This window comes from Nitrosomonas sp., from assembly GCF_019752095.1.
Classification (GTDB): Bacteria; Pseudomonadota; Gammaproteobacteria; order Burkholderiales; family Nitrosomonadaceae; genus Nitrosomonas.
Window position 1 is genome coordinate 13885 of sequence record NZ_JAIEMO010000037.1, and the last position, 26491, is coordinate 40375.

At 44.7% G+C, this 26491-nt stretch carries 24 protein-coding genes and 1 pseudogene; 10 read left to right on the forward strand and 15 right to left on the reverse strand.

The window, feature by feature from the left end; translation table 11 throughout:
• The first annotated feature begins 59 nt into the window (after positions 1-59).
• The gene (gene xth, locus K2Q13_RS11225) at positions 60-827 is read left to right on the forward strand and encodes an exodeoxyribonuclease III (RefSeq protein WP_292921198.1); all 768 of its coding nucleotides are present in this window, start codon (positions 60-62) and stop codon (positions 825-827) included.
• A gap of 146 nt (positions 828-973) precedes the next feature.
• Here xth and K2Q13_RS11230 read toward each other — a convergent pair whose 3' ends face one another.
• From K2Q13_RS11230 to glnA, 3 genes are all read right to left on the reverse strand, one after another.
• Positions 974-1423 carry a DUF4124 domain-containing protein gene (locus K2Q13_RS11230; protein ID WP_292921199.1) on the reverse strand — a complete coding sequence of 150 codons (450 nt, stop codon included), beginning with the start codon at positions 1421-1423 and terminating at the stop codon, positions 974-976.
• A gap of 1 nt (position 1424) precedes the next feature.
• Entirely contained in the window at positions 1425-1874 is a 450-nt protein-coding gene (locus tag K2Q13_RS11235) for a DUF4124 domain-containing protein (RefSeq protein WP_292921200.1), read from the reverse strand.
• Between the two features lie 189 nt (positions 1875-2063).
• Positions 2064-3473: a type I glutamate--ammonia ligase gene (glnA, locus tag K2Q13_RS11240; RefSeq protein WP_292921232.1), complete on the reverse strand. Its 1410-nt coding sequence runs from the start codon at positions 3471-3473 to the stop codon at positions 2064-2066.
• A gap of 224 nt (positions 3474-3697) precedes the next feature.
• Between glnA and recQ the strand changes: the two genes are divergently transcribed.
• Positions 3698-5497: a DNA helicase RecQ gene (gene recQ / locus K2Q13_RS11245; protein ID WP_292921202.1), complete on the forward strand. Its 1800-nt coding sequence runs from the start codon at positions 3698-3700 to the stop codon at positions 5495-5497.
• Between the two features lie 125 nt (positions 5498-5622).
• Positions 5623-5808, forward strand: a complete 186-nt coding sequence (locus K2Q13_RS11250) for a hypothetical protein (protein WP_292921203.1) — start codon at positions 5623-5625, stop codon at positions 5806-5808.
• A gap of 347 nt (positions 5809-6155) precedes the next feature.
• Here K2Q13_RS11250 and ycaC read toward each other — a convergent pair whose 3' ends face one another.
• From ycaC to K2Q13_RS11270, 4 genes are all read right to left on the reverse strand, one after another.
• Positions 6156-6785 (reverse strand): isochorismate family cysteine hydrolase YcaC, encoded by a 630-nt coding sequence (ycaC, locus tag K2Q13_RS11255; RefSeq protein WP_292921204.1) that lies wholly within the window; start codon positions 6783-6785, stop codon positions 6156-6158.
• 66 nt (positions 6786-6851) lie between these two features.
• Entirely contained in the window at positions 6852-7202 is a 351-nt protein-coding gene (locus K2Q13_RS11260) for a SnoaL-like domain-containing protein (RefSeq protein WP_292921205.1), read from the reverse strand.
• Positions 7203-7308: 106 nt separating this feature from the next.
• Positions 7309-8202, reverse strand: a complete 894-nt coding sequence (locus tag K2Q13_RS11265; protein WP_292921206.1) for a pirin family protein — start codon at positions 8200-8202, stop codon at positions 7309-7311.
• 196 nt (positions 8203-8398) lie between these two features.
• Positions 8399-8656, reverse strand: coding sequence for a bestrophin family ion channel (locus K2Q13_RS11270; protein WP_292921207.1), 258 nt, complete (start codon positions 8654-8656; stop codon positions 8399-8401).
• A 64-nt stretch (positions 8657-8720) separates the two neighbouring features.
• Here K2Q13_RS11270 and K2Q13_RS11275 point away from each other — a divergent pair.
• Positions 8721-9080: pseudogene (locus K2Q13_RS11275) on the forward strand (transposase); the annotation flags it as partial.
• Positions 9081-9257: 177 nt separating this feature from the next.
• Positions 9258-9827 carry an NADPH-dependent FMN reductase gene (locus K2Q13_RS11280; RefSeq protein WP_292921208.1) on the forward strand — a complete coding sequence of 190 codons (570 nt, stop codon included), beginning with the start codon at positions 9258-9260 and terminating at the stop codon, positions 9825-9827.
• 37 nt (positions 9828-9864) lie between these two features.
• On the opposite strand, the gene K2Q13_RS11285 is transcribed toward K2Q13_RS11280, so the two are convergent.
• The 3 genes from K2Q13_RS11285 to K2Q13_RS11295 form a co-directional block, all read right to left on the reverse strand.
• Complete coding sequence (locus K2Q13_RS11285) at positions 9865-11475, reverse strand: MFS transporter (RefSeq protein ID WP_292921209.1); 1611 nt, start codon at positions 11473-11475, stop codon at positions 9865-9867.
• Between the two features lie 348 nt (positions 11476-11823).
• Positions 11824-12624: a carbonic anhydrase family protein gene (locus K2Q13_RS11290; RefSeq protein ID WP_292921210.1), complete on the reverse strand. Its 801-nt coding sequence runs from the start codon at positions 12622-12624 to the stop codon at positions 11824-11826.
• Positions 12625-12655: 31 nt separating this feature from the next.
• Positions 12656-12910 (reverse strand): hypothetical protein, encoded by a 255-nt coding sequence (locus K2Q13_RS11295; RefSeq protein ID WP_292921211.1) that lies wholly within the window; start codon positions 12908-12910, stop codon positions 12656-12658.
• Between the two features lie 673 nt (positions 12911-13583).
• On the opposite strand from K2Q13_RS11295, the gene K2Q13_RS11300 reads away from it, so the two are divergent.
• From K2Q13_RS11300 to K2Q13_RS11315, 4 genes are all read left to right on the forward strand, one after another.
• Entirely contained in the window at positions 13584-16100 is a 2517-nt protein-coding gene (locus tag K2Q13_RS11300; RefSeq protein WP_292921212.1) for an acyl-CoA dehydrogenase, read from the forward strand.
• Positions 16101-16190: 90 nt separating this feature from the next.
• Positions 16191-18023, forward strand: coding sequence for a long-chain fatty acid--CoA ligase (locus K2Q13_RS11305; RefSeq protein WP_292921213.1), 1833 nt, complete (start codon positions 16191-16193; stop codon positions 18021-18023).
• A gap of 54 nt (positions 18024-18077) precedes the next feature.
• Positions 18078-18431, forward strand: a complete 354-nt coding sequence (locus tag K2Q13_RS11310) for a YajD family HNH nuclease (RefSeq protein ID WP_292921214.1) — start codon at positions 18078-18080, stop codon at positions 18429-18431.
• A 144-nt stretch (positions 18432-18575) separates the two neighbouring features.
• Positions 18576-19007, forward strand: a complete 432-nt coding sequence (locus K2Q13_RS11315) for a helix-hairpin-helix domain-containing protein (RefSeq protein ID WP_292921215.1) — start codon at positions 18576-18578, stop codon at positions 19005-19007.
• On the opposite strand, the gene sixA is transcribed toward K2Q13_RS11315, so the two are convergent.
• Positions 19002-19514 (reverse strand): phosphohistidine phosphatase SixA, encoded by a 513-nt coding sequence (sixA, locus tag K2Q13_RS11320; protein ID WP_292921216.1) that lies wholly within the window; start codon positions 19512-19514, stop codon positions 19002-19004. The two genes, K2Q13_RS11315 and sixA, sit on opposite strands and share 6 nt — an antisense overlap.
• A 56-nt stretch (positions 19515-19570) precedes the next feature.
• Here sixA and ppx point away from each other — a divergent pair, with 56 nt between their 5' ends.
• Entirely contained in the window at positions 19571-21055 is a 1485-nt protein-coding gene (ppx, locus tag K2Q13_RS11325; RefSeq protein WP_292921217.1) for an exopolyphosphatase, read from the forward strand.
• A 10-nt stretch (positions 21056-21065) separates the two neighbouring features.
• Here ppx and ppk1 read toward each other — a convergent pair whose 3' ends face one another.
• From ppk1 to K2Q13_RS11345, 4 genes are all read right to left on the reverse strand, one after another.
• Complete coding sequence (gene ppk1, locus K2Q13_RS11330; protein ID WP_292921218.1) at positions 21066-23144, reverse strand: polyphosphate kinase 1; 2079 nt, start codon at positions 23142-23144, stop codon at positions 21066-21068.
• A gap of 118 nt (positions 23145-23262) precedes the next feature.
• Entirely contained in the window at positions 23263-24375 is a 1113-nt protein-coding gene (locus K2Q13_RS11335) for a PQQ-dependent sugar dehydrogenase (protein WP_292921219.1), read from the reverse strand.
• Between the two features lie 62 nt (positions 24376-24437).
• The gene (locus tag K2Q13_RS11340) at positions 24438-25604 is read right to left on the reverse strand and encodes a hypothetical protein (RefSeq protein ID WP_292921220.1); all 1167 of its coding nucleotides are present in this window, start codon (positions 25602-25604) and stop codon (positions 24438-24440) included.
• A 36-nt stretch (positions 25605-25640) separates the two neighbouring features.
• Positions 25641-26453 carry an aldolase/citrate lyase family protein gene (locus K2Q13_RS11345; RefSeq protein WP_292921222.1) on the reverse strand — a complete coding sequence of 271 codons (813 nt, stop codon included), beginning with the start codon at positions 26451-26453 and terminating at the stop codon, positions 25641-25643.
• Between the last annotated feature and the right edge of the window lie 38 nt (positions 26454-26491).

Genomic DNA, 26491 nt, shown 5'->3' on the forward strand with positions numbered 1-26491 from the left:
ATGATTTCTCTGAGGCTTATTACGAAAATGATGATATAGGGTATAAATAGATTATGGTTATGAAATTAGCAACCTGGAATGTTAATTCACTCAAAGTACGTTTGCCGCAAGTCATTGACTGGCTATTTGAAAATAAACCCGATGTACTATGTCTTCAGGAAATAAAAGTAATCGATGAAAATTTTCCTATTGATGAAATAATGACTGCAGGTTATGAATCCGTTTTCATCGGGCAAAAAACTTATAATGGTGTTGCGATACTCAGTAAACAAAAAGCAAGCAAGGTAATTACTGCAATACCCGGTTTGGCGGATGAGCAAAAAAGAATAATTGCTGCAACTTATGGCGATTTACGTGTCATTTGTGCTTATGTGCCGAATGGAGATCATGTTGAATCGGAGAAATATGAATATAAACTGCGTTGGCTGCCGGCCTTTACCCAATGGCTACAGCAAGAATTAATAGATTATAAAAATTTAGCTGTACTGGGCGATTTTAATATCGCACCGGAGGATCGTGATGTCTATGATGCCGAACTTTGGAAAGGAAAGGTGCTATGCAGTGAGCCAGAGCGTACGGCTTTTAGAAATATACTTAATTTAGGATTGACTGATAGCTTTCGTTTGTTTGAACAACCTGAGAAATCCTATACCTGGTGGGATTATCGAATGATGGCTTTTCGTCGCAACCAGGGATTGCGGATTGATCACATATTGCTGAGCAATGAACTCTCTAGCGCATGTGTGACATGTATCGTTGATAAAACAATGCGCAAACTGGAACGTCCCTCGGATCATGCGCCTGTTTGGGTTGAGCTTTCCGCCTGATCTTGTAGTTTAATCGACTACTAAAAACGCGCTGAATCGATGCAAGACAAAAAGCGAGTAAAAGTATGCAGTTACGCCCCGAATAAAAGATCATCCTTAGCCCATCTCTTAACCTCGCAATACAATACAGTTTGCTTCGATATAGCTTATCTGGTTTTTACGGGCACCTTATCCAGATCGCTTTTCATCAATTCTAGATTTTTCTCGCGTGCACTGATTTCTTCTCTTAACCGATCTACCCGGTTAAGGTATCTTTGGTAATTGCGCTCACTACCCAAGCGATCTGGCATGCCATCTTTGTATTCACTTTTGGCTTCATTAAGTTGCGCCTCTTCCTCGGCAATTTTATTTTGCAATTGTTCGCGATGCTCTTTGAGTTTCATGGATTCTCTGCGCTTCGAAATTCGATCTTCAACTTCGCCAGTATCTACAGGTGGAACAACAATAATCGGGGGTAAATCGACGCGTTTGGAATCGTTGGAAGGTATATTTGAATAGGTTACGTTACCGTTCTCATCAGTATGCTTATAGACGCCGGCATGAGATAAACTAAAATATAGAATTAAGGCTATGAAGAGGAAAGAATTTCTCAGCATTTTATCGATTCAGCTCTTTTTTTAATGTCGCAACGTTTCTTTGGTGCAGAAGCAATTTATTTTGTAGTTGCACAGTTTTTTCCTGAGAATTATTCTTGAATTCAGGCTTGCTGCGAATCTCATCCAAAAAATTCTGTGCTTCAGAAAAAAGTTTTTCTTCAGTGATAAGCTCTTTTTGTAAAATTTCACGGCGCATGACATCACGGCCTTTCTGTGTGGTATCAGTCACACGTGGAAAATTTAAATTTGAACTTGGTTTTGATTGACTGGATTTCGTATTTCTCGAAAACGAGGCAATAGAAATTTTTTCTGCATTAGGGATACGTCGATTCGTAAAGGTGATGTTGCCATCTTTATCGACATATTTATATATTTCTGAGCTGGCAATTGCTTGTGGAAAGCCAATCGGCGGTATAAAGATCAATAAAATCAAGAATATTTTTGTTTTCATATTTTGCTGAAAGAATATTAATGACAGTTACAACTGTTTGATTAGTTTATCAAAGCTTTCTTTATCGAAAAGCAAAAAAAGAACTGTAATTCCTCCTTATTACATCACTTAAAATATATTAGATTCTATACGTTTTCCAGTGGGCATTCATCTTGTCCTGTACATTCAGTTTTCTGAGCTTTCTGAAAATTATAAGCTGTAATACAAATCAAATTCAATCGGATGTGTGGTGCTACGTAATAATAGCACTTCATCCATCTTAAGCTGAATGTATGCATCAATCAGATCATTGGAGAACACGCCGCCACGAATCAAGAAATCCCGATCTTTATCCAAGCATTCCAAAGCTTCATCTAACGAAGTACAGGAATTAGGCACCTTGGCGGCTTCTTCTGGCGGTAAGTCATAAAGATTTTTATCCATTGGATCGCCGGGATGTATTTTATTTTGGATACCATCTAAACCCGCCATCATTAATGCAGTGAATGCGAGATAAGGATTTGCGGTTGGATCAGGAAAACGAACCTCAATACGCCGTCCTTTGGGATTGCTGGTATGTGGAATACGAATTGCTGCCGACCGGTTGCTAGCCGAATAAGCCAGATTGACCGGTGCTTCAAATCCGGCGACCAATCGTTTATATGAGTTGGTGCTGGGATTGCAGATGGCATTTAGTGCTTTGGCATGCTTGAGAATGCCACCAAGGTAATACAAGGCAATTTCAGATAAGCCCGCATAGCCGTTGCCAGAGAATAAGTTCTTGCCATCTTTCCAGATCGACTGATGCACATGCATGCCTGAGCCATTATCGCCCACGATTGGCTTGGGCATGAAAGTTGCAGTTTTGCCGTATGAATGCGCAACGTTATGGATCACGTATTTAAGAATCTGATTCCAATCTGCACGTTTCACCAGACTGTTAAAGCGTGTGCCTATTTCACATTGACCTGCGGTAGCTACTTCATGATGATGAACTTCGACCCCCACACCCATTTCTTCCAGAGTTAGGCACATGGCGGAGCGAATATCTTGCAATGCGTCTACGGGGGGTACCGGGAAGTAACCGCCTTTGATGGCAGGACGATGACCGACATTACCACTTTCATATTTGATTGCCGAACTCCAGGCAGCTTCCTCAGATTCAATTTTGACCGAGCAACCCGACATGCCGGTATGCCAGCGGACAGAATCGAAAATAAAAAATTCAGGCTCCGGGCCAAAATAGGCTACGTCGCCGATGCCTGTTGATTTAAGGTAAATTTCTCCGCGTCTGGCGAGTGAGCGTGGATCGCGACTATAACCTTTACCGTCAGCGGGTTCGACGACGTCGCAGGTGAGCAGCAGTGTTGGTTCATCCATGAATGGATCCACATTGGCGGTATCAGGATCAGGAATCAATAACATATCGGATGCTTGAATGCCTTTCCAACCGCCAATTGACGAACCGTCAAAAGGATGACCATCGTCAAATTTATCTGCATCAAAGTTGTGCGAAGGTAGGGTGACATGATGCTCTTTTCCATTGGTATCGGTAAAACGCAAATCAACGAATTTAATTTCATTGTCTTGAATCAATTTCAAAACATCAGCTACCACCATATTCATTTCTCCAAACTAATGTCACAAATTTTATAATTAAAGGTTCATTTAGATAGAATTATACCAGCACAACCGCATGAATAATTTGAAACGACATTAACGATTGTTATCTGATCGAATGAATGGAAATAAACATGCAAGTGTCTGGATGTGCATTCTATTGTAGTATCATGTTTGAAGTCCTTACGATTCGTAAAAGTCAATTTGCAGTAGCTCAATTCTGAATGCCCGAAGCACTCAACATACTCAAGGAAGTTTTTGGTTACCCAGCTTTTCGCGGGCAGCAAGCGGGAGTCATTGCGCATCTCGCCAGTGGGGGCGACTGTCTGGTATTGATGCCAACGGGGGGTGGTAAGTCATTGTGCTATCAAATTCCAGCGTTAATGCGCAATGGTGTTGCTATTGTAGTGTCTCCACTCATTGCCTTGATGCAGAATCAAGTCACCGCATTGCACGAAATCGGGGTGCGTGCCGCAGTGCTGAATTCTTCATTGTCACAACAAGAAGCCATCCAAGTTGAGCAGAAGCTTTTAGCGGATGCATTTGATTTGTTATATGTGGCGCCTGAGCGCTTGTTGACTGCGCGGTTTCTGAATCTGATTGCACGCATCCCAATCGCCTTGTTCGCAATTGATGAAGCGCATTGCGTTTCGCAATGGGGGCATGATTTCCGACCAGAATACATTCAATTATCAATTTTACATGAACGTTTCCCTGAGGTTCCCCGTATTGCATTGACAGCAACCGCTGACATGGATACGCGTAAAGAAATTATTGAGCGCCTTGGGCTGGGTATAGCCAAGGTATTTGTTTCGAGTTTTGATCGCCCGAATATTCGTTACCAAATTGTCGATAAAACCAATAGCCGCTCACAGTTATTGACTTTCATCCAAGCGGAACATCCAGGAGATACTGGGATTGTGTATTGCCTGTCGCGTAAAAAAGTGGAAGAAACCGCCCTTTGGTTGGTGAAACAAGGCTTGCATGCGATAGCCTATCATGCTGGCATGAGCATGCAGCAACGAAGCTTGAATCAGGAAAAATTTTTGCGTGAAGAGAGCATCATCATGGTTGCTACAATAGCGTTTGGTATGGGGATCGATAAACCGGATGTGCGTTTTGTTGCGCATCTGGATTTGCCGAAAAGTATCGAAGGCTACTATCAGGAAACAGGCCGTGCTGGCCGCGATGGTCAAGCCGCTAACGCTTGGATGGCGTATGGTCTTGGTGACGTTATTCAACTGCGGCGTATGATTGAAGAATCTGAGGCGCAGCATAAATTTAAGCAAGTGGCTGCGCGCAAACTGGAAGCCATGCTATCGTTGTGCGAAACGACTACTTGTCGCCGTATTCGCATGCTAAGTTATTTCGGTGAGAGCATCGAGACAGTAGGGTGTGGAAATTGCGACATTTGTCTAAACCCGCCCAAAGTGTGGGACGCTACGGTGGAAGTGCAAAAGGCAATGTCGTGCGTTTATCGTACGGGGCAGATTTTCGGGGCAGGTCATTTAATTGATGTTTTGCGGGGCAATCTGACCGATCGTGTAAAAGAATGGCATCATGACAGAATCAGCACTTTTGGGATTGGGGGAGATTTACCCGAAAAGACCTGGCGTGCGATATTTCGCCAGATCGTTGCGCTGGGCTTGTTGATACCGGATAGTGAAGGGCACGGTGCTTTGCATCTGACTGAGGCGAGCCGTGCTGTGCTTAAAGGACAGCAGAACGTGTGTTTGCGTCAACAAACAAAAATTGAGCAAATATCCAGTAAACGCACTGGCGATGATCTAATTTCCTTGGCTCCAGCCGAACGCTCCTTGTGGGAGCAATTACGTTCATGGCGGGCAAAGACAGCTAAAGAGCATGGCGTTCCGGCTTATGTGATTTTTCATGACGCCACTTTGCACGAATTGGCGCGTTTATGCCCGCAAACGGAAGATGAATTGAGTCAAGTGACCGGTATCGGTGCGCGCAAACTCGATAAATATGGTATTTATCTGATGGAGATCCTACGTGGTGATTAAGAAATCGCCGGCTGACAAAAGATAAGTTGAGCGGCATTAACCAAGTGCTTGGAAATTTTTTCTGTTCTGTTATATACTCAAAACCTCAAAACATACATGGTAAATCTAAATAAGGAAATTAAGTGATGAAACTGTCAATATTTACTGTAGTACTATTAGCTTTCTTCTTATCCGCCTGCGGTAGTGCTGATATGGGCGATCCAAGCGCTAGTGCCGATGACTGTGAATTTGGAATAGATGGTAATGGCAATTGTCTCAAAGAAGGGCAAGATCCACGTCCTTTCGGTGGCACCAGCAAACCTGGGCATTAATCCCTCAAGATTTAATACCGAAACAATCTCATTGCGATGAGACAAAAAAACCGCCCAAAGTGGCGGTTTTTTTGTCTCCGTCAATAAACGCTTTTCAATACAAAGCTTCATGATCTCAAAGGTTCATTAACACAATATAAAGTAAGAAATCTTATATGTGCGAACATTCAGTGGTATATAGGATAAAGACATAATCTGATCGGCAGTTAGGTTAATAGTTAATAGCACTCCCACCAGGCTGTTTTTTCTTGATTAATCAGACTTTATCTGTCGGAAAGTTTACTGCCGTAGTGCAAATTTCCAATTGCGGATGGAGTAGAACTCTCGTTTAAGTAACTTCTGACGCTCTATTTTTTGCTCACTGCAAAATAACTCGTCATTAAATTCCGGTAGTTCGGAAGATAATTGGAGAACAAAGCACCCAAACCTTCGACATCGTTGCGCCAGTCACGGTGTAACTCGCAAGCCACGCCAAACCAGCTCATCAGCTGCACACCGGCAGACTGCATTCTCGCCCAGGCAGCATCACGGGTCACTTCATTGAAGGTGCCAGAAGCATCAGTGACTACGAAAACCTCAAACCCTTCTTCGATGGCCGATAATGCCGGAAAAGCAACACAGACCTCAGTTACCACACCGGCAATAATGAGTTGTTTGCGCCCAGTCTTTTTGATGGCATTGACAAAATCTTCGTTATCCCAGGCATTGATGTTGCCAGGGCGGGCAACATACGGTGCGTCGGGAAACATTTCCTTGATTTCCGGAACCAGTGGACCGTTTGGGCCATCCTCAAAACTCGTTGTCAGGATTGTCGGCAGCTTGAAATATTTTCCGCAGGCTGTTAAGGCTAGTACATTATTTTTGAATTCATTGGGTGAGAAATCCTGCACCAGCGAGATCAGGCCCGCCTGATGATCCACTAGCAGCAGAACCGCATCATCCTTAGAAAGTCGTTTATATTTAAAAGATTTATCCATTTATATACCTCTTGCAATCATTAAAAAGACCAGAAATGAAGTGAAATTTTTATGCGAAGCTATTGCTTAATATAGTGCGTAGAATTGGTCACTCATGATCTTCCCATCTTTCCAATGCTGAACGGCAACCTGATCAAAGTTTTTGTGGCCATACTCTTTATGTTTGTATTCGAAGTGCCACTCGGTCATCGTCACGTTTTCACCCACAGCAGTCGATTTAATCTCTGATTTGAGCCATTCCTCAACGCCTTCAAATACTGATGATTCCCGATCTTTGGCTTGTTGTAATCCTTTTGCTACCACATCATTCTTTTCAATCACAACGCAATCGGGGTGATAGTATTTATCCATGGATTGCAAAATCTCGCCATTAAGTATCATATTGTTTAAGTCGATAAGTTTATCTTCCAAAGTCATTGATTCCTCCTGTTTTAGTTATATTTTGTTGCGGTGCAGCTCCAACCTCGGGTCTTTTCGCCAACTGGCATATACCTCTCTGATAGCTAATTTAACGTGCAAATCCTCAAGATGGCAAATGTCCCATTTTTCCGCTTTGATAATCGGCCTTGGCTTGACGGATTTCATCTTCTGTATTCATCACAAATGGGCCGCTGCCAACAATCGATTCGTTAATCGGTTCGCCACTCAGTAACAATAACGTTGTGTCTTGTATGGTACTGATACCAATCTGATCGCCAGCCGAATCAAATACGGCGACCTCTGCTGCGCCAATTATTTCTGAATCATTAATCTGCACAGAACCTTTCAGAATTGCCAAGATCGTGTTGTAGCCGCTGGGAACAACAAGATTAATCGTTTGTTGGCCAGACGCACGTATATCCCAGATATGAATCGGCGTAAACGTCTGAGCTGGCCCTCTTAACTCATCGAATTCACCTGCAATGACGCGTACGTTTCCTTGATCACCAGGAAGCTTCGCGACAGGAATCTGATCATTTAAAATGTTCTGATAGCGTGGCGGTGACATTTTATCTTTGGCCGGCAAATTAACCCATAGTTGCACCATTTCAAATAATCCGCCGCGCTGCGCAAAATCCCGGCCATGAAATTCTTCATGAACAATACCGGAAGCGGCGGTCATCCATTGCACATCCCCAGGGCCTATCTTTCCGCCTCCGCCAGAGCTGTCGCGGTGTTCCACTTCGCCACTATAAACAATGGTCACTGTTTCAAAACCACGATGTGGATGTTCATCGACACCCAGACGTTGGGTTGTCGGCGGAAATTCAATCGGACCTGCATAATCAAATAGTAAAAAAGGGCTAATGGATGCTCCAAGCTTCGGGTAACTAAATAGGGAACGAACAGGAAAGCCGTCCCCAACCCAATGCTGGTCATTATTACGCAAAATATGCTGGAGTTTCTTGGCTGATAATTCGGATTTGGTTGTGAACATTGACTATTTCCTCCTTTAATTTTAAGGCCATAAGCTAAGACTATACACTTACATAATTGTTTGGAATCAGGGATTCTATGAAATTCGCGTTCGGAAATGGGTAAATTCCAACAAAGGTACGTAATACGTCATAGAGAAATTACTGATGGTTTGAATTTTAACGGGAAATAGCCATTAACATTTGTTGGAATTTAATTTAACAGCGAAATAGCTCTACATCAGCACAACCATCTTGTGGCTTCACCGGGGGAGGAACGGAGCGCTCACCAAGCTGCTGCCGCAGATTAATCTCAATGGTGCGACAAATAGCATTCAGGGGAATATCTTTCATTTTCTGATCGAAAGGGTCTACTGTCCGGCCTCCTATTCTTTCCGTGGTAGTAAAAACCGTCGCTAAGGCGATGTGCACTGGTATCATTTGCCAGTCTAGATGTCGCACTAGTCCAAGTGGCAACTGACATGATCTAATAGACTCGGACTAACCCAGTTAAGAGAAAATAATCTTAACTGGAGAAAAGATGAGAACAAGAAAGCAGTACACAAAAGAATTCAAATTAGATGCAGTTAACTTGGTTCTGGATCAAGAGTATCCGATAACGGAAGCTGCACGCAGCCTGGAGATTAACGCTAATATGTTGAGGCGCTGGATTAAAAAGTATCAGGCAGATGACGGCGGGCAGTTGTTCAGAGGCAATGAAAAGCTGACGCCAGAGCAGGAAGAAATTCGACGACTGAAAGCGCGGATCAAGCAGTTCAATCTGGAGAGGAAAATATTAGAGGAAGCGGCTGGAGATTCAATGGGTGAAAGCAACGAAGTGAAATATTCGTTTTTCACCCAAAAGAAGAAGACCTGCCCAGTTGGCTTGGGGTGTCAACTAATATCGACTGCATTTATACTTGGGATAAAAAGCCCAACTCAATATGAGGCAGAAACAGAAAAATTGGAGAAAGTTGCTTAACTGGATTGTCTAGAATTAGTTGACCACGTCGAACCTTTCAAATAGATTGAAAATAAAATTTGATTATTTGTAGACCGTCGACAAGAGGAAGATACCGTGACAAAAATTATCGGAATTACGGGAAGTCTGCGCAGTGCCTCGTTCAATACTGCGCTATTACATGCAGCTAAAGAATCGCTGCCTAACAATAGTGTGCTTGAGATTGTAACGCTCAAGGGTATTCCACTTTACGATGGCGATATTGAAAGCACAGAAGGAATTCCTCAAGCAGTCACCACGCTGCAAGATAAAATCGCTGCTGCTGATGGATTATTGTTGGCTACGCCGGAATACAATAATTCTATGCCAGGCGTATTCAAGAATGGATTGGATTGGTTGTCGCGGCCGCCCAGTGCGACTGCACGGGTTTTTAGAAATCGTCCGGTTGCGGTGATAGGCGCAACACCCGGTGGGTTTGGCACAGTACTGGCTCAAAATGCCTGGCTACCCGTACTACGTACATTAGGCACATCCCCATGGTTCGGTGGAAGATTATTAGTATCTCGTGCACATCAAATTTTCAACGAAAATGGGGCGATGGTGGATGAAACGGCGCGACAACAACTGGCGGATTTTCTTGTGGGCTTTATAGAATTCATCCACGTCAGCAATAAGCTGCAGCGATAAAATAATCAAACTTCTGAAGAAGGCGACGATAGGGTTTTCATTTTTTTGTCTTTGCAATGGCAAACTTGGGCGCTACATAATGGGTAACTACAGGTTCGCTTCCGCTTACGAGTAATGTATGGAGTTCTGTCTGTAACACACGATCTGCATGAGTTACGCGCTCGTGCTGACGAAGATGCTCAAGCCAGGAATCGACACTGAAGGATTCGATAAAGTGATTCGGTTTTTCGGTATGCTCAAACACACCCCAGGCAAAAGCACCATCACGACGACGTCGTTTGCTGAGTTCGCGTATCATGGTTAAGAACTCACTTGTTTTGTCGTTCCGAACCATATACTGAATGGTCACCAGGACTGGCCCGCGATCATGTGACACACCCTCATGCACCATGGGTGTCGGCCAATGCATCGAAGGTGTAAGATCAACATTTTCGATGCCGCTGATGTGCCAGCGCCAAGTGAGCAGTGTGGCTATCACTGCGCCAGATGCTGCAATCATTAGTGACTCTGAAATGCTAGTTATTTCGGCGACTTTGCCCCACAGCAGGCTGCCGAATGCCATAGAACCCATAAAAACTGCCATAAAGACAGCCAGCCCGCGCGATCGTACCCAATTAGGAAGTGCCATTTGTGCTGCTACCTGGAGTGATGACAACACAGTGATCCATGCAATACCACTTACACCCGCCGCCAAACACAGGAAAATCAATTGATCGAATGTTGCCAGCGCAAACATGGTGCATGCGTACACGACCGCCGCTAACGCAACTAAGCTATCGCGTGAAATTTTTTCACGCAGCTGGGGTAACGAGAGAGCGCCGATGACAGCTCCGGCACCAATCGAAGCTACCAAGATGCCAAATGTTTGCGGCCCACCGTTTTCTAAGCTCTTAACTAGCAGCGGTAATAGGGCCCAGGAAGCACTGGCAAATAGAAAAAAACCGAATCCTCGAATGATAGCGGCTTGGAGGTCTGGTGCATGACGTGCAAAGCGGAAACCGGAACGTAATGCACTGAAGAATCGCTCGCTCGGCAATTCACTGATGGGTGCCTCGCGTCGCCAACGTACCAAAGCAAAAATGACAAGAAAATACGTGAGTGCATTCAAAACAAACACTGCACCGGTTCCGGCAAAAGATACAATTACTCCAGCCAATGCCGGACCAATTGTACGCGCCATATTGATTCCAAGGCTGTTCAATGCAATAGCAGACTGTAGCTCGTTGCGCGGCACAAGTTCCGGTGTTATCGCTGCCCACGCTGGCAGCATCATAGCTGACCCGATCCCCATCGCAAACGTCAATGCAATCAGGCTCCATGCCGAGGTAACACCCGTCAGTGTCATAAATCCCAGTAGCCCAGCCACCAGCGCCAACCATAATTGCACCACGATAAGGTAGCTACGCCGATCAACGATGTCAGCCAAGGCGCCCGCTGGCATGGCCAATAGAAAAATAGGTAAAGTGGTGGCGGTTTGGATCAGCGCTACCATAACGGGTGTAGGCGACAGTGTGGTCATTAGCCAGCTAGCGCCGATATCATGCATCCAGGTTCCGATATTCGATATCAGAGTTGCCATCCATAGCATGCGAAAAACGGGAATCCTGAACGGAGACCAAGCCGACGGCGTGTTGGTCAAGTTGTTCAATCTTTCACCTGTGCCTTACAATATGCAAGCTGTGCAAATTCAATCACTTTCTGATTATATACGCAAAATAAGAACGTACAGATAACAAGGTGGGCATCAATGAATGAAATTACGATCGTCTCAAGCCAAAATCAACATCGAGTACTCACAGAGTGGATGCTTGGCAGATTTACCAACACGAAAAATGAAACCTCCCAAAAGTCCTGCATATATTGACACTGCTGAAGAATAACACTGCTATTGTAATGATACTACGCAGACAGAACCGCAACACCTGTATGACTCAGGCGCCAGTGGTGTTTGCGGTTCAGGTCGGTCATTTCGTGGTGGTAATCAATATATGATCCATTACTGCGTCGAAAGCAAAGATCGTCCATTTAGGTTCTGAGGCGCTCTCGCATTATTGGTATAAATATCCTTGAGTTGCACAAGTTGTGCAGCCGAGATAGTGATCACTTTCGGCAAAAGATACCATTGCACACCTTCGCTGCACGGAGGCGTAGTTAATGAACCTGCAACGGTATAATAATCCAAGTTTGCGGGATCCAAATCAGCAGGAAGCAGTTCTGCGGGATTAATCTGTATACCGGAACTTGCGTTCTGACCGCCTTCTTCATGTGGGATATTATCCAGAATGGTGCCAAACACAGGATTTTCCTCCCCAATATCAACTGCGACAGCCAAGACTATAATTCTCCCGTCTTCATTAATATGAACATAATGTAGTTCAGCCGGAAATGATTTGCCCCCTACGACATGTTCACTGGGCTCATGAAAATGGAATTGAATCAATGGAAAAGATTCTTCACCAATCATCAACACACCCGAATAATCTTCAGATGTATTCACTTGTATACCATGCCCGCTATTGAAGAAAACCGGCGCGGTGTCAGTGTCATATAAAGCCGCTAGTTTATTGAGAGATTTTGAGTCAATGATAGTTGCACTTGCAAGATCTACTGGAGATTGATGCTTGCCAATACCGCATTCTCCAAAGGGATAGTTCAGTGGCACATTTTGTGTTGTATCCTGAATCGCCCACCATGTTGATTGCTCATCATGACTCCAGTGCGGCGTCTCAGAAACAGCAATGGTTACATAACATGTAAAAATTGTAAAAGCCAGGTTTCTCAATATTTTCGTATTCATGAATTAACTCCGATTGCAAGTAGTAATTGGATTAGCAAGGGTTTTTTCTACAAAAATCAATCATGGATGGTTTATTTTCCTGATTTGAGTTTTGAGGCGATTGAGAGTCTGTGCTCTTAGTTGATGCATTGGGTTGAGCGGCTTGTTTCTGCTGGCTGCTGTCAGTCGATAATCTTTTTTGCTGACTCGGATCAATCAGCGATTTTGATTTATTTCCATCTGATTCAGCAAAACATGAAGCAACACTTAAACTTAATGACACAGCCAAAAATAATTTTATAAGCATGATGTACCTCTTCAAGAAAGAAAGAATTTTGTTGCAGTTCGTAAAATGCGATTGGCACATTACCATAAAGATATTGAGAAAATGTTAAGAGAGTGTCATAAATATGTGAATAAAATATCAACCGAGACAAATAATAAAAGTAGGGTTATTACAACTTATATTAAATATATTCTTGTTAAGGGATGAAATTGCAAACTTATGGCGTCAGATTATTTACCTCGATATTTTACTCTGCGGCGGCTTTAAATCCATTTGAGAGGATTCTTCTAAATGTCAACAAACCAACCGTATAGCTCATTTGCATATTTTCGGCGCATCTGATTTCTTATAACCCTATCCTTTCAAGAAATAGAAGCTCCGGTAAATTCAGGCGATTCATGATTAAAATCCTGATTAGACGTCTTCTAGAAAGTAGCCATATGTCATGTTAATAGTCTGAAACAATGATTAGAATCAGAAAATAAATGCAGTATTAAAAATGTCGAGTGTATGAATTACACAACAATATAATAGTAAAACTTCGGTGCTAAAGTAGGGATTTGAGCGATTATCATGTAAATTTGAAGCTGTAAGCTGTTTAAGAAGATGCAGGATTTTGCACGTCTGAATCAAAACATGTGTAACTGTCATGTTATAACTTGATCGGACTTAACTCATTAAGGGGAAAATCACCATGCTCGCGTTTCTCTTCTACGTCATTCTGTTCGTGGTTGTCATCGTTGGTTTGATTCTGGCTGTTCCTTTGATACGCCGTCATCTAGTCACCAATCAAATACTGAAAGTTTTTCGCAAAATGTTGCCGCAAATCTCGCAAACGGAACAGGAAGCACTGGATGCTGGCACGGTATGGTGGGAAGGCGATTTATTCAGCGGAAAACCCGATTGGAAAAAATTATTGGCTTATCCTAAGCCGCAGTTAACAGCAGAAGAGCAAGCGTTTCTCGATGGTCCGGTTGAACAGTTGTGTGTGATGCTGGATGAATGGAAGATTACGCATGAATTAAAGGATTTGCCACCGGAAGTGTGGCAATTTATCAAGGAAAAAGGTTTCTTTGGTTTGATTATTCCCAAGCAGTACGGCGGTTACGGGTTTTCAGCATTGGCCCACTCTGAAGTTGTGATGAAAATCGGCTCGCGTAGCGGCACAGCAGCGGTGACGGTGATGGTGCCGAATTCACTGGGGCCGGCTGAGTTATTGCTGCATTACGGTACTGAGAAGCAAAAAGAACATTATTTGCCGCGTCTAGCAAAAGGTCTGGATGTACCCTGTTTTGCGCTGACTTCACCAGATGCGGGTTCTGATGCCGGTGCGATGCCGGATTTTGGCATTGTGTGCCGCGGTGAGCATGACGGTAAAACAAATGTCTTAGGTATGCGGGTAACTTGGGAAAAGCGCTATATTACGCTGGGCCCAGTTGCAACTATTCTGGGATTGGCTTTCAAATTATATGATCCGGATCGATTGCTGGGCAAGGAGGAGGATCTCGGCATTACGTTAGCGCTTATCCCCACGGACACACCGGGCGTGAATATCGGGCGTCGCCACTATCCGTTGAATGGCGCATTCCAGAATGGGCCAAATTCCGGTAAAGAAGTGTTTATTCCAATGGAATGGATTATCGGCGAACAAGAAGGTGTCGGGCAAGGATGGCGCATGCTGATGAATTGCCTGTCCGTAGGACGCGCTATCTCGTTGCCAGCCACCAGTGTAGGAGCAGCCAAATTGGCGGCGCGCACCAGTGGAGCCTATAGCCGGGTACGCACGCAATTCAAAACACCGATCGGTTATTTTGAAGGCGTCGAGGAAGCATTGGGCCGTATTGGCGGCAACACTTACATGATGGATGCTGCGCGTGTCATGACCGCCTCTGCAGTAGATCTGGGCGAGAAACCCTCGGTGGCATCGGCGATCGTCAAATATCATTTAACCGAGCGCGGACGGCAAGCAATCAACGATGCCATGGATATTCACGGCGGCAAAGGCATTTGTATCGGCCCGAGAAACTATCTGGGACGTACTTATCAGCAGATTCCTGTCAGCATCACCGTTGAAGGTGCCAATATCTTGACGCGTAACATGATCATTTTCGGTCAGGGTGCGCTGCGTTGTCATCCTTATCTGCTAAAAGAAGTGAATGCAGCCCATGATAAAAATCCGGATAGCGCATCGCTGGCATTTGATGAAGCATTGATGGGACATGCAAAATTCACATTGCGAAATACCGCAAACAGCTTGGTGTATGCATTGTTCTGCAACCACATCAAGGGCAATGCGCCGGAAAACTGCACCCCAGAGACAGCTGGTTATTATAGACAATTGGCACGCTTTTCCGCCAGTTTCGCCTGTATTGCGGATATCGGGCTCATGCGCTTGGGCGGATCACTTAAACGCAGGGAAAGATTATCCGCCCGTCTAGGTGATATTCTGAGCATGTTGTATCTATGCTCAGCAACCCTGAAACGTTTTGAGGACGATGGTCGTCCTGACGCTGATTTGCCCTTGCTGCATTGGTCGATGCAGGATGGCATTTATCGAATGCAGCAGGCATTTGATGAGTTCCTGGACAATATTCCGGGGCATTTCACCTTCGTTTGGTTACTGAGAGCCTTGGTTTTCCCGCTCGGTAAGCGCTGCAAGCCACCCGTTGATGCAATAACCCATGAAGTTGCCAGATTAATGATGGTACCCGGTGCTGTGCGTGATCGATTGACGGCTGGCATTCATGTGCCAACTGCAGAGCATGAACCGATGGCTGAATTGGAGCAGGCATTGCAATGCATCATCGAATGTGGCGCGATCGAAGCCAAGCTACGGGAAGCTATCAAGTTGCGTAAAGTTACTGATCATGGAGATGGGCAGATTGCTCAGGCCGTGCAACTAGGCGTGATTACTGAAGAAGAAGCCAGCCTGCTGAACAAACTGAAAGATTTACGCAGCAAGGTGATTAAGGTGGATGATTTTAGACCGGATTTTGAAAGCGAAAAGAAATCTTTAAGAAATGACAGCACTAATGCTGCGATGGGAACCAGAGGCGCTATCAACGCTAATTTCGCTATCGATAGTGAGGTTATGGATGAAATTAATGGCACGACTACTGTTGCCAAAGCTAAAAGTAGCGCCAAAACCACGAGCAGAAAGAAAAGCAGTCCCGTGACAGAAGAATCAGAGACGGTTGAAACCGTTAAGTGAATTGGAATATCAGAATAATCAGAAAATACACTGATGCAGCATCGCCAGTAAACGGATACAAAGTTGGGGCCTGCGCATAGAGGAAAAGTTATGCAAATCGAGCAAAACGGAATGACCAGCGTTATTTCGGTGGATAAAGCAGAAACACTGGATGGTCTGTTTAGTGAACGTGTGCAACGCTCGCCGCAGAATGTGGCCTATCGTTATTTCGATCCGATCAGTGAACAGTGGTGCAGCTATACCTGGGAACAGATGAATCAGCACGTGGCCCGTTGGCAGGCAGCTTTGATTAAAGAAGAATCACTGGTTCCTGGCGACCGGGTCGCAGTAATGATGAGAAATTGCCCGGAATGGGTGATGTTCGAGCAGGCGGCAATGGGTCTGGGGCTCGTGGTAATTCCTTTATATACCGATGATCGAGTTGAAAATGCAGCTTATGTCATTAATGATGCAAATGTGAAATTACTGTTGCTGGAAAATTCACAGCAATGGCGGCAATTTCTTACCTTACAGAATGAAATAGAAGGATTGCAACGGGTTGTTATCCTCCGGCCTTTTGAGTCGAGTAGTGTTGATGTTTGTGATAACGTGCGCATCGTTTCGGCAATGGAATGGCTGTCAGCGCGCGCCACTGAGGTGAAGCATATTAACAGCGACCCCAATTCGCTTGCTACCATCATCTATACCTCCGGTACATCAGGTCGTCCCAAAGGTGTGATGCTCAGTCACCATAATATTCTGACCAATGCTTTTAGCTGCCTGCAAGTTATCCAGGTGACGTCCGAGGATCTGCTGCTTTCTTTTTTGCCTTTGTCGCATACCTTTGAACGTACCGCAGGTTATTATGTGCCGATGATGACCGGCGCCACAATTGCATACGCACGCTCGATCCCGCAATTGCAAGATGATCTGTTGATCATCCGGCCAACCTTAATGATATCAGTGCCGCGTATCTATGAACGGGTTTATGCGGGCATACAGGCAAAACTGGCCGAGGGTCCCGGTTTTGCGCGCTGGTTATTCAATTTTGCGGTTGCTGTGGGTTATAGCCGGTTTGAGTGCCAACAGGGAAGAGGGTATCAGCGACTGTCACATGTGTTGTGGCCACTATTGAAAAAATTGGTGGCTGATAAAGTGATGGGTAAACTGGGCGGTCGATTGCGTATGGTGATGAGCGGAGGTGCCGCATTGTCGCCAGAAGTTTCGCGCATTTTTATTGGTCTCGGGCTACCGATTCTGCAAGGATATGGAATGACCGAGAGCAGTCCGGTTGTCTGCGCCAATCGACTCGAAGACAATATGCCGGCCAGTGTCGGCTTGCCGATTCCCGGCGTAGAAGTCAAGCTGGGAGAAAGTGACGCATTGCTGATTCGTGGGCCGAACGTAATGTTGGGTTATTGGAATAACCCCGACGCAACGAAAGCAATCATTTCATCGGATGGCTGGCTGAATTCGGGTGATATCGCATCGATTGATGCCCAAGGTCACGTGACCATCACCGGACGATTGAAAGAAATTATTGTGCTGTCCACCGGTGAGAAAGTGCCCCCGGCGGATATGGAAACGGCCATTTTGCGTGATCCGCTATTTGAGCAGGTCATGCTGATCGGTGAAGCACGCTCCTACTTGAGTGTTTTAGTGGTACTGAGTCCGAAGCACTGGCAAAGCTACGCCACACAGCATGGCCTGGAGGAAGATCCGACGCATGAGCAATCAAGGCAACGAATTGAAGAAATTTTATTGGAAAAAATTTCACATCAAACCAGCGAATTCCCAGGCTATGCCAAAATACGCCGTGTTGCAGTTGCACAAGAGCCGTGGAGCGTTGACAATGGTCTGCTGACGCCGACGCTGAAATTGAAGCGTACCAAGGTGTTTGAAAAGCACCAGGTGGAAATCGATGGGCTTTATGCAGGGCATTAGCAGGCTGTTGAAAAACTATCTGACTTGATCTGTAACTAGGAAGGAGGTAGATGGATGGCAAAAGAGTTCGCTAAACTGGATAAAGTAGTTCTGGAAGCACGTCAAAATGCAGAAAAACGCGCTCAGGGCTATCGGGCGCAGGCGCTCAAATTGTTTCCCTGGGTGTGTGGCCGTTGCGCGCGTGCATTTGATCATAAGAATTTACAGTTGCTGGAAGTGCACCACAAGAACAGTAATCATGATGATAATCCGCCGGATGGCAGTAACTGGGAATTGCTTTGCACCTATTGCCATGAGAATGAGCATTCTAAGTTGAAGGATTCGATGGGCCGTGATACTGGCGAGCAAGCAGAAGCGGTCGCTACTCATAATCCATTTGCCAAGCTTAAGGATATGCTGAAGAAATAGACTTAATGCAGAAATAAAGTGAGCTGGCTTGTTCATTGCGGGATGTTTGTTACTTTTAGTTAACAAGTAGGCTTGAATGAAAGCTCGTTGTATTTAATCAACAGACCGTTATAATGCGATTTTCAAGCCAACAGGAGTCTCGTCATGGTTAAATTAACTGATGTAACTGGAATCGGCCCCGCCACAATCAAGGTTTTAGCTGAACATAAAATCAAAACAGTCGAAGCATTGGCCGCGATTAGCTTGACAGATTTGCAAAAAATACCAGGATTCAGCGGCGCGATACGAGCGCGGGTAGTGAAGCAGTCGGCTGTCGATTGCTTACAAGATAAACCGGTTAAGCCATCAGCAACTCCTGTCGGACGCACACAAGCAAAAACCAAAAAAGCGCCGAGTATAAAAACGGAGAGAAGTCCGATTGTTAGTCAGCCTGAACCCGTTAAACTTAATAGTGAAAGCAAGAAAAAAAAACACAAGGTCGAAAAGCAAAAAGACAAAGTAAAAGATAAGAAAAAGAAAGATAAAGATAAAAAGAAAGGTGGCAAGAAGAAAGGAAAGAACCAAAAGAAATCATAGCTCCTTGGGTCTGATTAAGTATCGCAGTTGCGCTTCATGAGCGTTAACTGCAATAGCACTGCTTCCAAAATCCAAGACAGCCAAGGCGGCGGTTGTCAACAACTTGCCGGAATTGTCAACGGGTGGCGGATCTTGAGATAAATGACAGAGTAATTGGTCGAGACCTGGGTTATGTCCAATGATAAGTAATGTGTATATTCCTTTGCTATATTGCTTGACTAGGGCAATGAGGTCATTGCATGATGCATCGTAGATTGTGGGTTCCCAGTGTATTTCTGTTTCAGACAGGCTTAATTCGTTTACGACCCGATAGCAGGTCTGTCCTGCTCGTAATGCAGGAGAACAGAGAATTCGGTCTATGCGAATTTTTTTTTGTTTTAACCACTTACCCATCTGTTTAGCAGCTTTTTTTCCGCGATTTGTCAAAGGACGATCGAAATCCGATCTGCCTGCCTCAGACCAGTCTGATTTGGCATGTCGCATAATAATCAATTGATATTTAGGCATTCTTAGTATGAGATCGATTAATTGGATGATTAACTTCCATTCTGGCGTGCTTCACTATGGATGAATCCTACGCTGCTGTTGATTTAGGTTCAAACAGTTTTCACATGATCGTGGCGAGCATGGTGGATGGCCGTTTGCAGATTATTGATCGCATGAAGGAGATGGTCAGACTGGCTTCGGGATTGAATGATGAGCAGGAGTTGTCGAAAGAATCCATGCAACAGGCCCTGGAATGCTTGCAGCGATTTGGCCAACGGATTCAGGAAATTCCGCATCTGAATGTGCGCGCTGTAGGTACAAATACACTCCGTCAGGCGCAAAATGGCAATGTTTTTTTGTCACAGGCACATAGCGCGTTGGGTCACCCGGTAGAGATCATAGCGGGGCGCGAAGAAGCAAGGTTAATCTACTTAGGCGTTGCACACAGTTTATATGATGAGACTAATAAACGCCTGGTGATTGATATCGGCGGCGGGAGTACGGAGTTAGTCATTGGCCAGGGTTTTGATACGTATGCGACTGAAAGCCTGCATATGGGCTGCGTCAATGTCGGCCAGCGTTTTTTTGATGATGGCAAGATAAAAGCCAAAAAAATGCGCAAAGCCGTATTGTTTGCGAGGCAGGAGCTGGAATCCATTGAAACAGCCTATAAAAAAACAGGCTGGGATTCTGCGTTGGGTTCTTCCGGCACTATCATTGCAGTGCGGGATGTCGTTCAAGCACAAGGTTGGTGTGATTCAGGCATCACCCTGTCTGCATTGACGAAACTAATGGAAGCTTTAATCGAGATTGGCGATAGTGCATCGATTGATTTTGCCGGTGTACCTGAGCGCAGAAAACCAGTTTTTGCCAGCGGTGTGGCGATATTGTATGGTGTTTTTGAAACGCTTAAGCTGGAACAGATCAATGTTTCTGAAGGTGCATTGCGTGAGGGTTTGTTGTATGACCTTATCGGTCGGATGCATAATGAGGATATCAGGGATAAGACCATTGAAATTGTTACGCAAAGATACAGCATTGATACCGAGCAGGCCAATCGAGTCAAGGATACTGCAGAAAAACTTTTTCATCAGGTAAAAACCGACTGGGAATTAGACGAAAAAACAGATTTGAAACTGTTGACATGGGGAGCGCTTATTCACGAAATTGGTTTATCGGTTGCGCATAGTCAGTATCACAGGCATGGCGCGTATTTAATTGCCAATTCTGATTTAGCAGGATTCTCCCGTCAGGAGCAAATGAAACTGGCGATGTTAGTGCGGAGTCATCGTCGTAAATTCCCGCTGGAAGAATTTGAATCAATAACTGTTTCTACGAAAAATTCAGTCATCAGGCTATGTATTTTGCTAAGGCTGGCAGTGTTGCTCCATCGCAGCCGTTCCAATAGCGACTTGCCGGAAATTCGCATCGGTGTGAACAAAAACCGCATTACTTTGGATTCTCCATCAGACTGGTTAGAACAGAATCCTTTAACACTTGCCGACTTGAATACCGAGCAAGACCTTCTTCAGGCTACTGATATTAAACTGATATTCGATTAAATCGCTTGTATTAGAGACCGCAATAGTGTTCCAAGAGAAATTGCTGTGCAGAACGTGGTTTAGCAGTGCCTGGTTTTAAGCGTTTATAGGAACCATCGCTTTGCAACAACCAAGCTTGTGTGTTGTCGGAAAGATAGCATAATAGCCCCTGCTGGATGACTGTATCGCTGGTGCGTTTTTCCTCAATTGGAAAGCATACCTCTACCCGGTGATGTAAATTACGTGTCATCCAGTCAGCGCTGGAACAAAAGACCAATTCTTCGTCATCGCCCCCATTTTGAAAATAATAAACGCGGGTATGCTCCAGGAAACGACCTACAATGGAGTGTACACTTATATTTTCCGATACATCTTTGATTCCCGGACGCAGGCAGCATACGCCACGAATGATCAAGTCTATTTTTACGCCGGCTTGAGAAGCCTTATATAGCGCTGCGATAATTTCCGGATCAACCAGTGCATTCATTTTGGCAATGATCCAGGCTTTTTTTCCTGCACTTACGGCACTGATTTCTTTGTCGATATAACTCAATATCCCTTTATGCAGCGTGAAAGGTGATTGCAAAAGCTTTTTTAATTTGCTTGCTCGTCCTAATCCGGTTAATTGATGGAACAGTTTATTTACATCCTCACCGATGGCTTTGTCACAGGTCAACAAACCGTAGTCGGTATATAAACGCGCAGTTCGTGCATGATAGTTACCGGTTCCTAAATGTACATAACGCCGTAATGTACGGCCTTCTCTTCTGACGACCAGAATCATTTTGCCGTGAGTCTTATAATTAACCACGCCATACACGACATGCGCGCCAACTTGTTGTAATTCACTGGCGAGCCCAATATTGGCTTCTTCATCGAACCTGGCTCGCAACTCAATGACTACCGTGACTTCTTTACCTGCACGCGCAGCCACCTTGAGCGCTTCAACAATCGCCGAATCAATTCCAGTACGGTAAAGCGTTTGCTTGATCGAGAGCACGCCAGGGTCAGCGGCTGCTTGTCGCAAAAAATCTATGACGGGAGTAAACGATTGAAATGGGTGATGCAGTAGAATGTCACCGTTGTGCAACACATCAAATATGTTGGTATTTTTGACCAGACGTTTGGGAATGTTTGGTGTGAAGCCGACAAACTTCAGTTCGGGACGATCAACCAAGTCGCAGATTGCAAGTAAGCGATTCAAGTTGACAGGCCCAGTTACCCGATAAAGATCATTTTGCTGTAACTCAAATTTGTGTAACAAGAAAGAGCTTAGAAGATCCGGGCAATTATCCGCAACTTCCAATCGCACTGCATCGCTAAATCTTCGCGAAGGCAACTCGCCCTCCAGAGCGCGCAACAAATCGTCAATTTCATCATCGTCGATCAGTAAATCGCTATTGCGCGTCACTTTGAATTGATAACAGCCGATGACATTCATACCCGGAAAAAGATCCGTGACATGCGCATGGATAATCGAGGAAAGCATCACAAAATCGTGATTTTCTTCACTGTATTTAGCTGGGATTGATACAACTCTTGGCAATGAGCGTGGTGCTTGCACGATGGCCATACCTGAATCACGTCCGAAAGCATCCTTTCCTTCCAATGAGATGATGAAATATAGATTCTTATTAAGAACCTTGGGAAAAGGGTGCGACGGATCTAATCCGATCGGACTTAATACCGGTAAAACTTCTTCTTTAAAATAGCGATGTATCCAGCGGCTGGTTTGAAGTTTCCATTGCGAACGGCGCAGTAGCCTGATTTTATCTTTGGCCAGCGCAGGTATGATCATGCTATTCCATACGCTATATTGCTCCAGCACAAGCTGATGCGCAGTTTCACTGACACGCGAGAGCACCTCTGTTGGAGACAGATTATCCGGACCTGTTTGCATCGAGGCGTACTTAATCTGCTGTTTGAGTCCAGCTACACGTATCTCAAAGAATTCGTCTAGATTGGTGCTGGCAATGCATAAAAAACGTAGCCTCTCCAGCAACGGAAGAGTCTCATCTTTGGCCTGTTCGATCACACGGCGATTAAATTCCAACAGGCTCAGTTCGCGATTGATATAAAGCGCAGGATCTTTGAGGTCAACAGTATCCATCAGTGAATTGCTCGGGTAAATATTATTGTAACTGGCTAGTCGATCTTTGTTTAAGTGTGGCCGGCAGGAAAGAAATTAAATAAGCTGCATTCTAGCTTAGTTTGTGTGGAACTGAATGTTACTTAGGTGTTAACTTTAGAAGCTTACCGTTTTCTTCATCAGTCAATAAATACAATGCACCATCCGGACCTTGCTCTACATCGCGAAAGCGCAATGTATTGGTTAATAATCGCTCTTCATTGAGAATCTTCTTGTTATCGGTTGAAAGTCGGACTAAATGTCGTCCTGCCAGTGTTCCGATAAACAAGCTGTCACGCCATCCTGGAAATTGCTTCCCAGTATAGAACACCATGCCAGAAGGTGCGATTGATGGCGTCCAGTAGTGTATGGGTTCTTCAAACCCTTGTTCTGCATGTTCATTTTTGATCGGCACACCAGAGTAATGATTGCCATAGTTTGCCTTTGGCCAACCGTAATTTTTACCGGGTTGCGGAATATTGATTTCGTCGCCACCTTTGGGGCCATGTTCATGAATCCAAAGCTGGCCCGTTTTTGGGTGAATTGCGGCACCCTGGACACTGCGATGCCCATACGACCAGATTTCGGGTTTAGCTTTCGGGTCATTAGCAAACGGATTGTCAGCGGGAACTGTTCCGTCAGGTCGGATACGGATTATTTTGCCGATATGATTGTTCAGCTGCTGCGCTTCTTCCATATAATCACCACGATCACCCAGTGTGATAAATAGATTTCCATCCGGTGAGAATATCAAGCGTGAGCCAAAATGCACGCCGCCTTCAGTTTTGGGCAACTGACGGAAAATTATTCGCAAATTTTCCAAGCTGCCATTTTTCAGTTCAGCTCTAGCGACTGCGGTACTAGCTTTTGCTCCTTCCGGCTCAGAATACGATAAATAAATCAAATGGTTTTTGGAAAACCCTGGATCCAACGCAACATCCAGCAAGCCGCCCTGCTGTTGAAATAACACAGCAGGGACGTTTTTCACCGGCTCTGAAACACGACCATCCGGCGTGATGATACGTAATTGACCAATTTTTTCTGTTACCAATATATTGCCATCTGGCATAAACGCCATGCCCCAGGGGAATTGCAACCCTTCGGCCACTAAGCGGACATCGTACTCGGTTTGAATGCGTTGAGCTTGCACAGCAGGCAGCAGGAAAGAGCTGAAAACAAAAAGTACAGCAATTATGTTAGTTTTTAGTGTCATTTTCTGGTTTTAGGCAATTAGTACACAGTAGCTGTTAAATGTACCATTGTCGGCAGTTCATCTCAACTACTCTGAATTTCTCTAGCTGAAGATTGAGGATCGGAAAATTGAAATTTTTGTAGTGCCTGGACTACGTATTCTGCAGTAGGGCGGGGAGCCATTTGAGTATCGAACATGACCGCATTCAGATTGCCCAATTCGCGAGCTTTTTCCGAATTTGTTGCAAGATGAATTGCGCGTTCAACAATTTCATCCGGATCTGAATAAGCGAATTGTTCTTTTAAATGTGGGTTTGCGATTAATAATTCCGGGTTGTTTTCTAAAGGTTCACCGATAACGGCAACTCCCAGCGCCATGGCTAAGCCGAATTTGGAAGATAAGCAGCCTGCAATACCTTGCGTGTAAATAACGACCTTTGCGCGCGCCAAGGTTTCAAGATAACTTTCTTGACTCAGACGCGGATAAAAAACTTCGGCATATTTTTCCGGGAGCGGTTTCTCGCATGAAAAACCTGTAGCCGTGTTAAGTGAGGCTGCATCGAAAAGTTTCTTGATAACCTGGTAGCGACGTTCCATGACCGCTACATGACGAGAATTATGCCGAAAACTGGTTACAAAGAAAACATCGATATCTTTTGGAGTTGCTCGATGAGCCAGTATTTGTTCGAGTGACTGAAAATTTTTCAGGTCACGTAAGCGAAACTTGGCATCCGTTAAATAATTTTTATAGGGTACGTTATAATTAATCCCGGGTTTAAAACCAAACAGCGCCGGAGTCAACAGCAATCTGCGGCTAAGCGATAGGAATGATTCCGGTCTTATCGGGAAAAACTGTGAAACGCTAAGAATTTTTTCACGAAAATCTTTAAGTGCTGGTGTGTACTCAATCTGGTCCGGGTTGTAGTTAACCTTAAAGTAGACATCCACGCTTTGCAGCAGCGGTAAATGATATCCACCTGTATGATTCGTAACGTTGACTGAATTGACATCATGTGTATCAATGCAGAAATACCACTCGTGATCACCTTGCTGAAATTTAAAAAGTACCATTGCAAACAATAAATGTTGCCAATCAGCATCTTGAATGGCTGGCATCAAGCGTGCTGGAAGCGAATGCCCTGTTCTGATTTGCAATTTCCCACTTTTTGCTAATTCATGGAATCCCTGCAGATAATAACTTGCATAATAAGCACGTGATGTGTCGTAGAAAGTAAGATGCGCGTCGGTCATTTCAAATAGGTTACTAGAAAAATAGATATAAGCAAATCAAGCAGCCCATTCAGTTACTTTGGTGCGTAACAGCGCCAAAGCTGCGGTTTGCTGATCCGCTCCTGTTTGATGCCATTGGTCTAGCATAGCACGTGTAGCATTGACTTCATGCGTGAGATTCAGCGCGCGGAAATCGGGTGTATAGAATACGCGTGCAACCAATGCACGTGTTGCGCCAAGTCGCGGGTATTGAGCATAGATTAAATCGCTAGGTATCGGTAAACGGCTATCATTAAGCCGACCAATGCCGGCAAATCCATAAGGTACTCCGGCCGTAGATGCGATATCGGTCAGTCTATCCAGAAAACCGGAGGTTAGTACCTCGAAATGATTGGATAGTTTCATATCCAAATACATATCGTTCAATCCGAAGTGGATTTCACCAATTCCTGGAAGTTTGACAACTTCACGTAAGCGTATTGCGGCTGCCGCAGTTTCGACTAATAAAGAGACAAATGCGCGGCCATCCACGAGTTCAATGAAAGTGGCCGCTTCTTTAATCGTGCGAAACATCGGCAACATCAGCACAGTTACGCCTTGATCAATCAAACAATTGATTTCATCGCGTGAGCCGGCATGAATTGGATTGGTGCGGGCAAATAACGCAGATTGCGTTAATTGATCGCGAATAGCTTCCAGCTCATGCATCTGATGATCAGAAATCCATGCTTTCTTGGCATCCTGGCGATGCTCTTTACCCATTCTTTCCAAGTCAAGGCCAATACGATTAATGCCAGCCGCATTGCCAGCCCGTGCCAAATCCGGATCATTGGTGAATAATGTGAGAACGAAGTCGCTGCCAAAGCTCATGAGATGAAGTCCTAAGTTAGGAATTGAAGGAATTTACG